Here is a 14,608-nt window from a genome sequence, read left to right as displayed (position 1 = left end):
GGTCGCCGCGTCCTGCTGCCGGCCACCGTGCCCCAGTGCCGGCCACCGTGCCTCCACGCCGACTGCCGTGCCCCGTGCCGACCGCCGTACCCCCTGCCGACGGCAGTGGCCTCCGCCACTGCCGTGTCCCCGCGCGGACCCCGTGTCCCCGCGCGGACCCCCATGTATCCGAGGGGACCCCGTGCCCCACCGCCGACGGCCGCGCCTCTCGGGCTCCGTCCCGCTCGTATCCTGGACGGGCGTGGACGGGCAGTCCACGCCCGTCCACGCCCGTTCGCGCATCGGGGCGCGAACCGGTGCGCTCAGGTACGTCAGAGAGGTCGCCCGTTGGGGAACAGCCTGGCACGCAGCGGCAGTCCGCAGCAGATCCCGGTCGTCGTGCTCGCCGGTTTCCTCGGTTCCGGAAAGACCACGCTCCTCAACCATCTGCTGCACCGCAGCGGAGGCAGCCGGATCGGGGCCATCGTCAACGACTTCGGGGCCATCGAGATCGACGCGATGGCCGTCGCCGGCGCCCTGGGCGACTCGACCGTCTCGCTCGGCAACGGCTGCCTGTGCTGTGCCGTCGACGCGAGCGAACTCGACCTCTACCTGGACCGGCTCGCCGCGCCCGGCACCGGGATCGACGTGATCGTCATCGAGGCCAGCGGGCTGGCCGAGCCCCGGGAACTGGTGCGCATGGTGCTCGCCAGCCAGCACCCGGGCATCGTCTACGGCGGTCTCGTCGAGGTCGTCGACGCCGCCGAGTTCGACGACACGCGGGCGAAGCACCCCGAGATCGACCGGCACCTGGCCCTCGCCGACCTGGTCGTCGTCAACAAGCTGGACCGCACCGACGACGCCGAGCGGATCCTGGGGGCCGTCCGTTCGCTCACCGACCGCGCCGCCGTCGTCCCCGCCGCCTACGGCCGGATCGACCCCGAGTTCCTCTTCGACTGCCGGCCGAGCGAGGAGCGCCTCGGACAGCTGTCCTTCGACGACCTGGCCGACCACGGCGCCGACGACCACGCCGGGCATCTGCACACCGGCTACGACAGCCTGTCCTTCACCTCCGACGTGCCGCTGGAGCCCCGTCGGCTCATGCGGTTCCTGGACAGCCGACCCGAGGGGCTGTACCGGATCAAGGGGTACGTCGACTTCGGGCCGTACGACCCGCTCAACCGCTACGCCGTGCACGCCGTCGGCCGGTTCCTGCGCTTCTACCCGGAGCCCTGGGCCCCCCGCGAGGACCGCCTCACCCAACTGGTGCTGATCGGCGCCGGCATCGACGCGGACACCCTCGGCAAGGAACTGGAGGCGTGCAGGGACGACGCGCCGCACGCCGACGAACACGGCATGTGGGGCGTCCTGCGCTACGTACAGGGCCCGGACGAGGCGGACGTCGACGTGGAGGATCCGCCCGCCTAGAGCCATCGGGCGGGCCTCACCGGGCGAGCCCCGGGGGGCCCGCCCGGAGCCCGGCTACAGCACCGGCCCCGCCACCACCGCCACCGTCTTCGGCAGCGACGTGCCCGAGCCGTCGCGGCGCGGGTCCGGCTCCGGCAGATCCGCAGGGGTGCCGTTCTTCTGCGCCGCGCGCGCGGGTGCCGGGCCCGCCCAGGCCAGCGACAGGCAGTCCTCGCCCTTCAGGAACCGCTGGCAGCGCACGCCGCCCGTGGCCCGGCCCTTGCGCGGGTACTGGTCGAACGGGGTCAGCTTGGCCGTCGTCTGCACCGAGTCGTCCAGCGTGCCGCGCGAGCCCGCCACTGTGAACACCACCGCGTCGACGGCCGGGTCGACCGCCGTGAACGAGATGACCTTCGCGCCCTCGGTGAGCTTGATGCCCGCCATGCCGCCCGCCGGGCGGCCCTGCGGGCGGACGATGGAGGCCTGGAAGCGCAGCAGCTGCGCGTCGTCCGTGATGAACACCAGGTCCTCCTCGCCGGTGCGCAGTTCCACCGCGCCGACGATCCGGTCGCCCTCCTTGAGCGTGATGACCTCCAACTCGTCCTTGTTGGACGGGTAGTCGGGCACTACACGCTTGACGACGCCCTGCTCGGTGCCGAGGGCCAGACCCGGGGACGACTCGTCCAGCGTGGTCAGGCAGACCACCGTCTCGTCGTCCTCCAGCGAGACGAACTCCGCCAGCGGGGCCCCTCCGGAGAGGTTCGGCGTGGTCGCCGACTCGGGCAGCTGCGGCAGGTCGACCACGTTGATCCGCAGCAGCCGGCCCGCCGAGGTCACCGCGCCGATCACCCCGCGCGCGGTCGCCGGCACCGCCGAGACGATCACGTCGTGCTTGACGCGCTTGGCGCCCGCCGCCTCCGGGAACGGCTCGTCGGTCGCCGTACGGGCCAGCAGACCCGTCGAGGACAGCAGCACCCGGCACGGGTCGTCGGCCACCTGCAGCGGGACGGTGGCCGCGGGGGCGCCCGCGGACTCCAGCAGAACCGTGCGCCGGTCGGTTCCGAACTTCTTCGCCACGGCGGCGAGTTCGGCCGAGACCAGCTTGCGCAGCTCCGCGTCCGACTCCAGGATCCGGGTCAGCTCCTCGATCTCCGCGGTGAGCTTGTCCTTCTCCGCCTCCAGCTCGATCCGGTCGTACTTGGTGAGCCGGCGCAGCGGCGTGTCGAGGATGTACTGCGTCTGCACCTCGCTCAGCGAGAAGCGCTCGATCAGGCGCTCCTTGGCCTGCGCGGAGTTCTCGCTGGACCGGATGATCCGGATGACCTCGTCGATGTCGACCAGCGCGGTCAGCAGGCCCTCGACCAGGTGCAGCCGGTCCCGCTTCTTGCCGCGGCGGAACTCGCTGCGGCGCCGGACCACGTCGAAGCGGTGGTCCAGGTAGACCTCCAGCAGTTCCTTCAGGCCCAGGGTGAGCGGCTGGCCGTCGACCAGGGCGACGTTGTTGATGCCGAAGGACTCCTCCATGGGGGTCAGCTTGTACAGCTGCTCCAGGATCGCCTCCGGCACGAAGCCGTTCTTGATCTCGATGACCAGGCGCAGGCCGTGCTCGCGGTCGGTGAGGTCCTTGACGTCGGCGATGCCCTGGACCTTCTTCGCGTTGACCAGGTCCTTGATCTTCGCGATGACCTTCTCGGGCCCGACCGTGAAGGGCAGCTCGGTGACCACCAGGCCCTTGCGGCGGGCGGTGACCGTCTCGACCGTGACGGTGGCGCGCATCTTGAAGGTGCCACGGCCGGTCGCGTACGCGTCGCGGATGCCGTCCAGGCCGACGATCCGGCCGCCGGTGGGCAGGTCCGGGCCCGGGACGTGCTTCATCAGCGCGTCCAGGTCCGCGTTCGGGTTGCGGATCAGGTGGCGGGCGGCGGCGATGACCTCGCGCAGGTTGTGCGGCGGCATGTTCGTCGCCATGCCGACCGCGATGCCCGAGGAGCCGTTGACCAGCAGGTTCGGGAAGGCGGCGGGCAGCGCCACCGGCTCCTGCTCCTGGCCGTCGTAGTTCGGCGCGAAGTCGACCGTGTCCTCGTCGATCGACTCGGTCATCAGGCTCGTCGCCTCGGCCATGCGGCACTCGGTGTACCGCATGGCGGCCGGCGGGTCGTCGTTGCCCAGCGAGCCGAAGTTGCCGTGGCCGTCGACCAGCGGCACGCGCATGGAGAAGGGCTGCGCCATGCGCACCAGGGCGTCGTAGATCGACGCGTCGCCGTGCGGGTGCAGCTTGCCCATGACCTCGCCGACGACGCGCGCGCACTTCACGTAGCCGCGTTCGGGGCGCAGGCCCATCTCGTTCATCTGGTACACGATCCGGCGGTGCACCGGCTTCAGGCCGTCACGGGCGTCCGGCAGGGCGCGCGAGTAGATGACCGAGTACGCGTACTCCAGGTAGGAGCCACGCATCTCGTCCACGACGTCGATGTCGAGGATCCTCTCCTCGAACGAATCGTCGGGCGGCGGGGTCTTCGTGCTGCGGCGGGCCATCGCTGCCGGCTCCTTGCTGAAAGGATGGACGGAACTGACGCCGACCATTGTGGACCGACGCACCGACAACCCGTGCCACGACCCGGGTCCCGAGGACCTGGCGGGAGCCGGGGGCCCGGTTCCCCAGGTGCCGCCGGGAGCCGGGGAGGGTCGCGGGCGGGCCGCGGGATCCGCTGTGGGCGTACGTCCCGCGGGAACTTCGCCGAGGCCCCGCACGCTTTGCATACAGTGGCAGGAACGGCAGGAAAACCGCGGTTTCCATCAACCGCCTCCGCTCGCGAAGGGACGTACATGCCCATGGGTCACACGACCACAGCCGAGGCAGGCTCCGGGGGCCTGACAGCGACCGAGCACCGCCTGGCCAACGGTCTGCGCGTGGTGCTCTCCGAGGACCACCTGACCCCGGTGGCGGCGGTCTGCCTCTGGTACGACGTCGGCTCCCGCCACGAAGTCAAGGGGCGTACCGGCCTGGCTCACCTTTTCGAGCACCTGATGTTCCAGGGCTCGGCGCAGGTCAAGGGCAACGGCCACTTCGAGCTGGTGCAGGGCGCCGGCGGCTCGCTGAACGGCACCACCAGCTTCGAGCGGACCAACTACTTCGAGACGATGCCCGCCCACCAGCTGGAGCTGGCGCTCTGGCTGGAGGCCGACCGCATGGGCTCGCTGCTGGCCGCCCTGGACGACGAGTCCATGGAGAACCAGCGGGACGTCGTCAAGAACGAGCGCCGCCAGCGCTACGACAACGTGCCGTACGGCACCGCCTTCGAGAAGCTGACCGCGCTCTCCTACCCGGAGGGCCACCCCTACCACCACACGCCGATCGGCTCGATGGCGGACCTGGACGCGGCCACCCTGGAGGACGCCCGCCAGTTCTTCCGCACCTACTACGCGCCGAACAACGCGGTGCTCTCCGTGGTCGGCGACATCGATCCGCAGCAGACCCTCGCCTGGATCGAGAAGTACTTCGGCTCCATCCCGTCCCACGACGGCAAGCCCGCCCCCCGCGACGGCTCCCTGCCGGACATCATCGGCGAGCAGAAGCGCGAGGTCGTCGTGGAGGAGGTCCCGGCGCGCGCCCTGATGGCCGCCTACCGGCTCCCGCACGACGGCACGCGCGCGTGCGACGCGGCCGACCTCGCCCTGACCATCCTCGGCGGCGGCGAGTCCTCCCGCCTGTACAACCGGCTGGTGCGCCGGGACCGGACGGCCGTCGCGGCCGGCTTCGGCCTGCTGCGCCTGGCCGGCGCGCCGTCCATGGGCTGGCTGGACGTGAAGACCTCCGGTGACGTCGAGGTGCCGGTCATCGAGGCCGCCATCGACGAGGAGCTGGCCCGGTTCGCCGCGGAGGGCCCCACGCCCGAGGAGATGGAGCGCGCCCAGGCCCAGCTGGAGCGCGAGTGGCTGGACCGGCTCGGCACGGTCGCCGGCCGCGCCGACGAACTGTGCCGGTACGCGGTCCTCTTCGGCGACCCGCAGCTCGCCCTGACGGCCGTCAAGCGGGTCCTGGCGGTGACCCCGCAGGAGGTCCAGGAGGTCGCCAAGGCACGCCTGCGGCCCGACAACCGCGCGGTCCTCGTCTACGAGCCGAAGTCCCCGGAGGCCGTCGAGGACGCCAAGATCCCCGAGGACCCCGAGCAGGAAGCGACCGTAGAGGCGGGCCGCGACGAGACCGAGAACGAGGAGACGGCCCAGTGACCGAGCTCGCCACCATGGACTTCCACCCCCAGCCGCAGCCCGGCGAGGCCAAGCCGTGGGCGTTCCCGGCGCCCGAGCGCGGCACCCTCGACAACGGTCTGACCGTGCTGCGCTGCCACCGCCCGGGCCAGCAGGTCGTCGCCGTCGAGGTGCTGCTGGACGCCCCGCTGGACGCCGAGCCGGCCGGCCTGGACGGCGTCGCCACGATCATGGCGCGGGCCTTCTCCGAGGGCACCGACAAGCACTCCGCCGAGGAGTTCGCCGCCGAGCTGGAGCGCGCGGGTGCCACCCTCGACGCGCACGCCGACCACCCCGGCGTGCGACTCAGCCTGGAGGTCCCGGCCTCCCGCCTGGCCAAGGGCCTCGGCCTGCTCGCCGACGCCCTGCGCGCGCCCGCCTTCGCGACGAGCGAGGTGGAGCGGCTGGTCCGCAACCGCCTGGACGAGATCCCGCACGAGCTGGCCAACCCCTCCCGCCGGGCCGCCAAGGAACTCTCCAAGGAGCTGTTCCCCGCGAACTCGCGGATGTCCCGTCCGCGCCAGGGCACCGAGGAGACGGTCGAGAAGATCGACGCGGCGGCGGTACGCGCCTTCTACGACCGTCATGTGCGGCCCGCCACGGCCACCGTGGTCGTCGTCGGCGACCTGACCGGCGCCGACCTGGACGCGCTGCTGGGTGACACCCTGGGCGAGTGGACCGGCACCCCGGGCGAGCCCCGGCCGGTGCCGCCGGTGACCGCCGACGACACCGGGCGCGTGGTCATCGTGGACCGGCCCGGCGCGGTGCAGACCCAGCTGCTCATCGGCCGGATCGGACCCGACCGGCACGACCGGGTGTGGCCCGCCCAGGTGCTCGGCACGTACTGCCTCGGCGGCACCCTCACCTCCCGCCTGGACCGCGTGCTGCGCGAGGAGAAGGGCTACACCTACGGCGTGCGGGCCTTCGGGCAGGTCCTGCGGTCCGCGCCGGACGGCACGGGCGCGGCGATGCTCGCCATCAGCGGCTCCGTGGACACCCCGAACACCGGTCCGGCGCTGGACGACCTGTGGAAGGTGCTGCGCACGGTCGCGGCGGACGGCCTGACCGACGCCGAGCGGGACGTCGCCGTGCAGAACCTGGTCGGTGTGGCGCCGCTGAAGTACGAGACCGCGGCGGCCGTCGCGAGCACGCTGGCCGACCAGGTCGAGCAGCACCTGCCCGACGACTTCCAGGCGACGCTGTACCAGCGGCTGGCGGCCACGGGCACGGTGGAGGCCACCGCGGCCGTCGTGAACGCCTTCCCGGTGGACCGCCTGGTGACCGTCCTCGTCGGTGACGCGTCGCAGATCAAGGCGCCGGTGGAGGCGCTGGGCATCGGTGAAGTGACCGTGGTGGCGGCCGAGTAGACGCGGCCGTGGCGGCGGCCGGCCGACGGCACGCGCGCGTGGGGCCCTGACGACCTACGGGTCGTCAGGGCCCCACGCTGTTCCACTCCCTCCCTCAGATGCCCGTTTTGGGACGGAGGTTGCCTGTCTGCCCTGTGGGATGCGCTACAAAAGCCGGGTTGCGTTTGAGGATTGACAGCGTGCCTGCGTAGCTTCGTCCGGGCTGTTCGTCAGGCAGTGCGCCGCACCCGCGGCAGCGGACAGTCATCGCCGAGTCCCCGTACGGCGCGAGCCAGGGGAGCCGGGGACCCACCGTCCCTGGGGTGAATCGGGCGCCCGCGCGGTTGCGAGGGGGCCCGTAGGAGACCTTCCTGCTCCGAACCCGTCAGCTAACCCGGTAGGCGAGAGGGAAGGAAAGGACCAGCCACTTCATGGCGTTCATGTGCGCCACCGGTAAGCACCGCAAGCCCGGCCGGGTCAAGCGGACGACCGTTCAGGCGGCCGGCGTCGCGGCCCTCACCACCACCGGTGTGATCGGCACCCTCGCCGCCTCCCCGGCGCTCGCCGCGGAGAACTCCACGGAGCAGACCGGCCTCACCCCGGTCGTCGCCGTGTCCGACGACGTCGCCGACGAGATCGGCGCGCAGGCCGCCGCGCAGCAGCAGGCCGCCGAGCAGAAGGCGGCCGAGGAGGCCGCGGCCAAGGCGGCGGCCGAGCGGGCCCAGGAGATCCGCGCCGCCAAGGCCCGGGCCGCCCGTGAGGCCGAGCGCAAGCGGCTGAACGCCTTCGTCCCCCCGATCGCGCACTCGTACGTCTCCACCGCCTACCGGGCCAGCAGCTCCCTGTGGTCCTCCGGTGCGCACACCGGCGTCGACTTCCACGCGGCGAGCGGCACGGCGGTCCACGCGGTGGGTTCCGGCACGGTGGTCTCCACGGGCTGGGGCGGCGCGTACGGCAACCAGATCGTGATCCGCATGGCCGACGGCATGTACACCCAGTACGGGCACCTGTCGTCCATCGGGGTCACGGTGGGCCAGAAGGTCGTCCCGGGCCAGCAGATCGGCCTGTCCGGCGCCACCGGCAACGTCACGGGCCCGCACCTCCACTTCGAGGCGCGCACGACCCCCGACTACGGCTCGGACGTCGACCCCGTCGCCTACCTCCGCAAGCACGGCGTGCACCTCTGACACCGACCGCACGACTGTGCGAAGCCCCGGCTCACCGAGCCGGGGCTTTCGTGTTTTTCGCGGTGTCCGCGGGTCCGTTGTCCAAAAAATAGCCATGGATTAGGGGCTGCCGTCGGAAATTCTGGCTCATTGGAATAGAGTCACGGAACACACGTCCATCGTCGACGTTTCACGGGGATTAAGACGGAGGTCGGTCATGCGTATTCCGGCGCACTCGGTGTGCACGGCCATCCGGGACGACATCGTCGCGGGTGTCTACGAGCGCGGCAGCCGCCTGACCGAGGAAGTCCTGGCCCGCCGCTACGGCGTCTCCCGCGTCCCCGTGCGCGAGGCCCTGCGCACCCTGGAGGCCGAGGGCTTCGTGGTGACGCGCCGGCACGCGGGCGCGTGCGTGGCCGAGCCGACCGAGCAGGAGGCCGCCGACCTCCTGGAGATGCGGACGCTGCTGGAGCCGCTGGGCGCCGCGCGGGCCGCGCAGCGGCGCACCGAGGCCCATCTGAAGGTGCTGCGGGGCCTGGTCCGGCTGGGCCAGGAGCGGGCCCGCAGGGGCAGCAACGAGGATCTGCGCTCGCTGGGCGGCTGGTTCCACGAGACGCTCGCCCAGGCCTCCGGCAGCCCCTCGCTGACCTCGGTGCTCACCCAGTTGCGGCACAAGATCGCCTGGATGTACACGGTGGAGGCGCCGGCCGGTCCGGTGGAGTACTGGACGGAGCACGGCGCCATCGTGGACGCGGTGGCGCGTGGCGACGCCGAGCGCGCGCGGGCGCTCACGGCGCTGCACGCCGAGCGCGCGACGGGCGCGCACCGGCTGCGCCTTTCCTCCGCCGCGGAGCGCGTGAGGACTTCGCAACACGTCGTAAACATGTCGGGCCCGCGGCATTAACAAGCGCACCGTATACAAAGAAGAGTGATTTCCGGGCGGGGTATTTCGTGCTGCCCGAATTCCTCGTGCCTGAATTCCCCGGAGTTCGCCGGGGAGGCGGTGGGTCCTTAAATCGAGGGCCCATCGTGCCGACTGCGCCCGCATACGGCGAAGCCGCGCCGCCCCGAAAGGCGAACGCGGCTCCGGCGCTCTGTGCGGTGGGCGCTCAGACGGTCTCGGGCAGCTCTTCCAGGCCCTCGGAGACCAGCTTGGCCAGACGGTCCAGGGCGGCGTCCGCGCCCTCGGCGTCGGAGGCGAGGACGATCTCCTCGCCGCCCTGGGCACCCAGGCCCAGGACGGCCAGCATGGAGGCCGCGTTGACGGGGTCGCCCCCGGCCTTGGCGATCGTCACCGGGACGCCTGTGGCCGTGGCGGCTCGGACGAAGATGGAGGCGGGGCGGGCGTGGAGGCCCTCGGCCCAGCCGACGTTGACGCGGCGCTCAGCCATGTGTTGCTGCCCTTCGGTGTTCAGGGTTGTCTAGACCAGTTTCCCATATCGTGAAGCGTGTCCGGAGCGGACCTTTCGTCCCCTCCGGTGTGGCACCGGACCGCGGCCTCGGTCCGGCTTCCCGTCCTCCACAGACTGCCTCGCGCCGTTGTCCGACGCGAGCCGTACTCTGGGGCCCATGCAGACCTCGGCGGACCGGCAGGACCGGCACCAGTACCCCGCCCACTGGGAGGCGGACGTGGTGCTGCGCGACGGTGGCACCGCGCGCATCAGGCCCATCACCGTTGATGACGCCGACCGCCTGGTCAGTTTCTACGAGCAGGTCTCGGACGAGTCGAAGTACTACCGCTTCTTCGCGCCGTACCCACGGCTCTCCGCCAAGGACGTCCACCGCTTCACGCACCACGACTTTGTGGACCGGGTGGGACTCGCGGCCACCATCGGCGGCGAGTTCATCGCCACCGTACGCTATGACCGCATCGGCACCGACGGCATGCCCGCCTCCGCGCCCGCCGACGAGGCCGAGGTCGCCTTCCTGGTGCAGGACGCCCACCAGGGCCGCGGGGTCGCCTCCGCCCTGCTGGAGCACATCGCGGCCGTCGCGCGCGAGCGGGGCATCCGCCGCTTCGCCGCCGAGGTGCTGCCCGCCAACAGCAAGATGATCAAGGTGTTCACGGACGCGGGCTACACCCAGAAGCGCAGCTTCGAGGACGGCGTCGTCCGCCTGGAGTTCGACCTCGAACCCACCGACCGCTCCCTCGCCGTCCAGCGCGCGCGGGAACAGCGCGCCGAGGCCCGTTCCGTGCGCAGGCTCCTCGCGCCCGGCTCCGTCGCGGTCGTCGGCGTCGGCCGCGCCCCCGGCGGGGTGGGCCGCGGCGTCCTCGGCAACCTCCGCGCGGCCGGCTACCCCGGCCGCCTGCACGCCGTGAACAAGGCCTTCCCGGAAGACCTCAAGGAGGTCGACGGGGTGCCCGCGCACCGCTCGGTGCGGGACATCGACGGGCCCGTCGACCTGGCCGTCGTGGCGGTACCGGCCGCGCACGTGCCCGCCGTGGTCGCCGAATGCGGCGAGCACGGCGTCCAGGGGCTGGTCGTGCTCTCCGCCGGATACGCCGAGAGCGGGCCCGAGGGACGCGAGCGGCAGCGGGCCCTCGTCCGGGCCGCGCGCGCGTACGGCATGCGGATCATCGGCCCGAACGCCTTCGGCGTCATCAACACCGCTCCGGACGTCCGGCTGAACGCCTCGCTCGCCCCGCAGATGCCCCGCCCCGGCCGCATCGGGCTGTTCGCCCAGTCCGGCGCCATCGGCATCGCCCTGCTGTCCCGGCTGCACCGGCGCGGCGGAGGCGTCACCGGGGTCACCGGCGTGTCCACCTTCGTGTCCGCCGGCAACCGCGCCGACGTCTCCGGCAACGACGTCCTCCAGTACTGGTACGACGACCCCGAGACCGACGTCGTCCTCATGTACCTGGAGTCCATCGGCAACCCCCGCAAGTTCACCCGCCTCGCCCGGCGGACGGCGGCGGCGAAGCCGCTGGTGGTGGTGCGGGGCACCGGCACGGCACCGCAGGGACACGCCGTACGGGCCACCCGGCTGCCGTACGAGACCGTCTCCGCGCTCCTGCGGCAGGCCGGCGTGATCCGGGTCGACACGATCACCGAGCTGGTCGACGCGGGCCTGCTGCTCGCACGGCAGCCGCTGCCCGCCGGGCCCCGCGTGGCCATCCTCGGCAACTCCGAGTCGCTGGGCGTGCTGACCTACGACCGCTGTCTCGCCGAGGGACTGCGGCCCGCCCGGCCGGTGGACCTGACGACCGGGGCGACGGCGGAGGACTTCCACCGGGCGCTCGCCGCCGCGCTGGCCGACGGCACCAACGACGCCGTCGTCGTCACGGCGATCCCCGCCATCGGGGAGGGCTCGCCGGGGGACCCGGAGCTGGCGGAGGCGCTGCGGTCGGCGGCGGCGACGGTGCCGGGCAAGCCGGTCCTCGTGGTGCACGTGGAGCTGGGGGGACTGGCGGAAGCGCTCTCGGCGGCGGCGAGCACCGCACCGGGCGCCGCCGAGAAGGTGCCCGGCACCGAGGGAGCGGCGGCCCCCGCCCCACTGGCCACCCCGCCCGAAGGCACCCACCTGATCCCCGCCTACCCGGCCGCCGAACGTGCCGTCCGCGCCCTCGCCGAAGCCGTGCGGTACGCGCAGTGGCGGCGGGACGCGGCCGATCCCGGGAAGGTGCCGGAGTACGACGACATCGACGAGAAGGGGGCCGCCCGGCTGATCGGCGAGCTGCTCGCGCGCGGGCAGGGGCTCACCATCTCCGACGCGGAGACCTGTGAGCTGCTCGCCAAGTACGGCATACCCGTGCGCCGCGCCCTGCCCGCGCTCACCCCGGACGCCGCCGTCGCGGCCGCCCGCACGCTCGGCTACCCGGTCGCCCTCAAGGCCACCGCCCCGCACCTCAGGCACCGCGCCGACCTGGGCGGCGTCCGCCTGGACCTCGCCGACGAGGAGCAACTGCTGCGGGCGTACGCCGAATTGACCGAGCTGTTCGGGCAGCCGGAGGAACTGCGGCCGGTGGTGCAGGGCATGGCGCCGCGCGGGGTCGACACGGTCGTACGCGCGGTGATCGACCCGGCGGCCGGAGCCGTGCTGTCCTTCGGGCTGGCCGGGGCCGCCTCGCAGCTGCTCGGCGACATGGCCCACCGGCTGATCCCCGTCACCGACCGGGAGGCGACCTCGCTGGTGCGGTCGATCCGGACGGCACCGCTGCTGTTCGGCTGGCGCGGCTCCACCCCGGTGGACACCCCGGCCCTGGAGGAACTGCTGCTGCGGGTGTCCCGGCTGGTCGACGACCACCCGGAGGTGGTCGCGGTCACCCTGGAGCCCGTCGTCGTCGCCCCCCACGGAGCCAGCGTGCTCGGCGCCACCGTGCGGCTCGCGCCGCCGCCCGCCCGTGACGACCTCGGCCCGCGCACCCTGCCGGCCTACTGACCGGGACGGGGGGCCACATGGAGATCGCCGGACGGAAGCTGCCCGAGGGCAGCTGGTGGGACTCCCTGGAGACGGCACGTCTCGCGCGGGTCCTGGGCGAAGCCGCGCCCCTTGTCGTGGCGTTCGAAGCGGACGCCGGCGGCCGGGAGGCCGTCTCCTGCCTGGGCGCCGCCGAAGGGATGGCCGTCCGCCCGGGGATCGTGCACAGGCCCCCGCGCCCGGGCGCCCCAGCCGCTCCCGGTCCGCGCGACTGGCCCGGACCCCCCTTGCCCACGGATTAGGATGGACGCCATGGCCAAGACCAGTACGACGACCCAGGGGCTGCGCGCGGCGATCGAGCGCAGCGGCTACTACCCGGCCCTCGTGGCCGAGGCGGTGGAGGCCGCTGTGGGCGGCGAGCCCATCCGGTCGTACCTGGTCCACCAGGAGACCACCTTCGACCAGAACGAGGTGCGCCGGCACGTCACCGTGCTCGTCCTCACCGGCAACCGCTTCATCGTCAGCCACACCGACGAGCAGGCCGCCGACAGCACGTCCCCGACGCCGTACGCCACCACCTCCACCGAGTCCGTGAAGCTCGACCGGATCTCCTCGGTCGTGGTCAGCCGGGTGGTCGCCAACCCGGAGCAGTACACGCCGGGCACCCCGCCCCGCGAGGTCGTGCTGACCATCGGCTGGGGCGCGGTCAGCCGCATCGACCTGGAGCCCGCCGCCTGCGGCGACCCCAACTGCGACGCCGACCACGGCTACACCGGCAGCTCCACGGCGGACGACCTCAGCCTGCGCGTCAGCGAGGCCGGGGACGGCCCGGAGACGGTGCGCCAGGCGCTCGCCTTCGCGCAGGCCATCTCGGAGGCGACCGCGGACGTCACACGCTGATGTCCCAGCTCTCCGCCTGGGACCACCCGGAGCCCCTCGCCCTCGACACCGCACCGCTGCCCGAGTACGGCACCGGCTCCCTCGCCGACCTGCTGCCCACCCTGGCCGCCGGCATGGGCGTACCCGGCCTGACCCCCACGATCGCGGAACTCACCCCCGCCGACCGGGTCTGCGTCTTCCTGATCGACGGCCTCGGCTGGGAGCAGCTGAAGGCCCACCCGGACGAGGCCCCGTTCCTGACCTCCCTGCTCGGCAGCTCGCGCGGCGGTACCGGCCGCCCGCTCACCGCCGGCTATCCGGCGACCACCGCGACCTCCCTCGCCTCCGTCGGCACCGGTCTGCCGCCCGGCGCCCACGGTCTGCCCGGCTACGCCGTGCGCAACCCGGAGACCGGCGCGCTGATGAACCAGCTCCGCTGGCAGCCGTACACCGAACCGCGCCCCTGGCAGCCGTACCCCACCGTCTTCCAGCTCGCCCACCAGGCAGGGGTGCACGCCGCCCAGGTGTCCTCGCCCGCCTTCGAGCACACCCCGCTGACCAAGGTGGCGCTCAGCGGCGGCAGCTTCCACGGACGGCTCGCCGGCGAGGAGCGCATGGATCTCGCGGCCGAGCAACTGGCCGCCGCGGACCGCGCGCTGGTGTACACGTACTACGCCGAACTGGACGGCTCCGGACACCGCTACGGCATCGCCTCCGACACCTGGCGCGGCCAGCTGATGTACGTCGACCGGCTCGTCCAGCGCCTCGCGGAGCAGCTGCCGCCGCGCAGCGCGCTCTACGTCACCGCCGACCACGGCATGGTCGACATCCCGTTCGACGAGCGGCACCGCATCGACTTCGACGAGGACTGGGAACTGCGCGCGGGGGTCGCCCTGCTGGGCGGCGAGGGCCGGGCCCGGCACGTGTACGCGGTGCCGGGCGCCGAGAACGACGTCCTGACCTGCTGGCGCGAGGTGCTCGGCGAGCAGTTCTGGGTGGCCTCGCGGGACGAGGCGATCGCCGCCGGCTGGTTCGGGCGGCCCGGCGAATGCGACGAGCGCGTCTACCGGCGGATCGGGGACGTGGTCGCCGCCGCGCACGACGACGTCCTGATCATCGCCTCCGAGCGGGAGCCCAAGGAGTCGGCGCTGGTCGGCAACCACGGCTCGATGACCCCTGCCGAGCAGCTGGTCCCGCTGCTCGAAGTACGCTCCTGAACCGTCC

At 72.8% G+C, this 14,608-nt stretch carries 11 protein-coding genes and 1 riboswitch; of the genes, 9 read left to right on the top strand and 2 right to left on the bottom strand.

Features of this window, described 5'->3' with window-relative positions; translation table 11 throughout:
• Positions 1–327: 327 nt before the first annotated feature.
• Entirely contained in the window at positions 328–1,407 is a 1,080-nt protein-coding gene (locus ABZV94_RS03275; protein ID WP_356336639.1) for a GTP-binding protein, read from the top strand.
• Between the two features lie 54 nt (positions 1,408–1,461).
• On the opposite strand, the gene ABZV94_RS03270 is transcribed toward ABZV94_RS03275, so the two are convergent.
• Positions 1,462–3,921, bottom strand: coding sequence for a DNA topoisomerase IV subunit A (locus ABZV94_RS03270; RefSeq protein WP_356336636.1), 2,460 nt, complete (start codon positions 3,919–3,921; stop codon positions 1,462–1,464).
• A 291-nt stretch (positions 3,922–4,212) separates the two neighbouring features.
• On the opposite strand from ABZV94_RS03270, the gene ABZV94_RS03265 reads away from it, so the two are divergent.
• From ABZV94_RS03265 to ABZV94_RS03250, 4 genes are all read left to right on the top strand, one after another.
• Positions 4,213–5,616 (top strand): pitrilysin family protein, encoded by a 1,404-nt coding sequence (locus ABZV94_RS03265; protein ID WP_356336634.1) that lies wholly within the window; start codon positions 4,213–4,215, stop codon positions 5,614–5,616.
• On the top strand, positions 5,613–7,001 hold the full coding sequence (locus ABZV94_RS03260) for a pitrilysin family protein (protein ID WP_356336632.1): 1,389 nt from the start codon (positions 5,613–5,615) through the stop codon (positions 6,999–7,001). Before ABZV94_RS03265 ends, ABZV94_RS03260 begins: the two co-directional genes overlap by 4 nt.
• Positions 7,002–7,238: 237 nt before the next feature.
• Positions 7,239–7,399, top strand: a riboswitch (cyclic di-AMP (ydaO/yuaA leader).
• A gap of 12 nt (positions 7,400–7,411) precedes the next feature.
• Complete coding sequence (locus ABZV94_RS03255; protein ID WP_356336630.1) at positions 7,412–8,167, top strand: M23 family metallopeptidase; 756 nt, start codon at positions 7,412–7,414, stop codon at positions 8,165–8,167.
• Between the two features lie 196 nt (positions 8,168–8,363).
• Entirely contained in the window at positions 8,364–9,050 is a 687-nt protein-coding gene (locus tag ABZV94_RS03250) for a GntR family transcriptional regulator (protein WP_356336627.1), read from the top strand.
• 205 nt (positions 9,051–9,255) lie between these two features.
• Here ABZV94_RS03250 and ABZV94_RS03245 read toward each other — a convergent pair whose 3' ends face one another.
• Positions 9,256–9,537: an HPr family phosphocarrier protein gene (locus ABZV94_RS03245; protein ID WP_356336625.1), complete on the bottom strand. Its 282-nt coding sequence runs from the start codon at positions 9,535–9,537 to the stop codon at positions 9,256–9,258.
• Positions 9,538–9,715: 178 nt separating this feature from the next.
• Here ABZV94_RS03245 and ABZV94_RS03240 point away from each other — a divergent pair, with 178 nt between their 5' ends.
• The 4 genes from ABZV94_RS03240 to ABZV94_RS03225 are packed head-to-tail and all read left to right on the top strand — an operon-like array spanning position 9,716 to position 14,601.
• A complete protein-coding gene (locus ABZV94_RS03240) occupies positions 9,716–12,526 on the top strand; it encodes a GNAT family N-acetyltransferase (protein WP_356336623.1) in 2,811 nt (936 codons plus the stop codon).
• Positions 12,527–12,543: 17 nt separating this feature from the next.
• Positions 12,544–12,807 carry a hypothetical protein gene (locus ABZV94_RS03235; protein ID WP_356336621.1) on the top strand — a complete coding sequence of 88 codons (264 nt, stop codon included), beginning with the start codon at positions 12,544–12,546 and terminating at the stop codon, positions 12,805–12,807.
• 1 nt (position 12,808) lies between these two features.
• Positions 12,809–13,405, top strand: a complete 597-nt coding sequence (locus ABZV94_RS03230) for a DUF5998 family protein (RefSeq protein WP_030647492.1) — start codon at positions 12,809–12,811, stop codon at positions 13,403–13,405.
• Entirely contained in the window at positions 13,405–14,601 is a 1,197-nt protein-coding gene (locus ABZV94_RS03225) for a nucleotide pyrophosphatase/phosphodiesterase family protein (RefSeq protein WP_356336619.1), read from the top strand. Before ABZV94_RS03230 ends, ABZV94_RS03225 begins: the two co-directional genes overlap by 1 nt.
• Positions 14,602–14,608: the final 7 nt, after the last annotated feature.

It is taken from the genome of Streptomyces sp. NPDC004658, from assembly GCF_040609555.1.
Taxonomy (GTDB): domain Bacteria; phylum Actinomycetota; class Actinomycetes; order Streptomycetales; family Streptomycetaceae; genus Streptomyces.
Note: the sequence above shows the minus strand (reverse complement) of the source record. Positions and strands in the feature narration are given on the sequence as shown.

What these genes read in the sequence shown, in the direction of transcription:
- ABZV94_RS03230 (WP_030647492.1), top strand. Translation starts at nt 12,809, where the DNA reads ATGGACGCCATGGCCAAGACCAGTACGACGACCCAGGGGCTGCGCGCG.
- ABZV94_RS03240 (WP_356336623.1), top strand. Translation starts at nt 9,716, where the DNA reads ATGCAGACCTCGGCGGACCGGCAGGACCGGCACCAGTACCCCGCCCAC.
- ABZV94_RS03225 (WP_356336619.1), top strand. Translation starts at nt 13,405, where the DNA reads ATGTCCCAGCTCTCCGCCTGGGACCACCCGGAGCCCCTCGCCCTCGAC.
- ABZV94_RS03265 (WP_356336634.1), top strand. Translation starts at nt 4,213, where the DNA reads ATGCCCATGGGTCACACGACCACAGCCGAGGCAGGCTCCGGGGGCCTG.
- ABZV94_RS03270 (WP_356336636.1), bottom strand. Translation starts at nt 3,921, where the DNA reads ATGGCCCGCCGCAGCACGAAGACCCCGCCGCCCGACGATTCGTTCGAG.
- ABZV94_RS03245 (WP_356336625.1), bottom strand. Translation starts at nt 9,537, where the DNA reads ATGGCTGAGCGCCGCGTCAACGTCGGCTGGGCCGAGGGCCTCCACGCC.
- ABZV94_RS03235 (WP_356336621.1), top strand. Translation starts at nt 12,544, where the DNA reads ATGGAGATCGCCGGACGGAAGCTGCCCGAGGGCAGCTGGTGGGACTCC.
- ABZV94_RS03250 (WP_356336627.1), top strand. Translation starts at nt 8,364, where the DNA reads ATGCGTATTCCGGCGCACTCGGTGTGCACGGCCATCCGGGACGACATC.
- ABZV94_RS03255 (WP_356336630.1), top strand. Translation starts at nt 7,412, where the DNA reads ATGGCGTTCATGTGCGCCACCGGTAAGCACCGCAAGCCCGGCCGGGTC.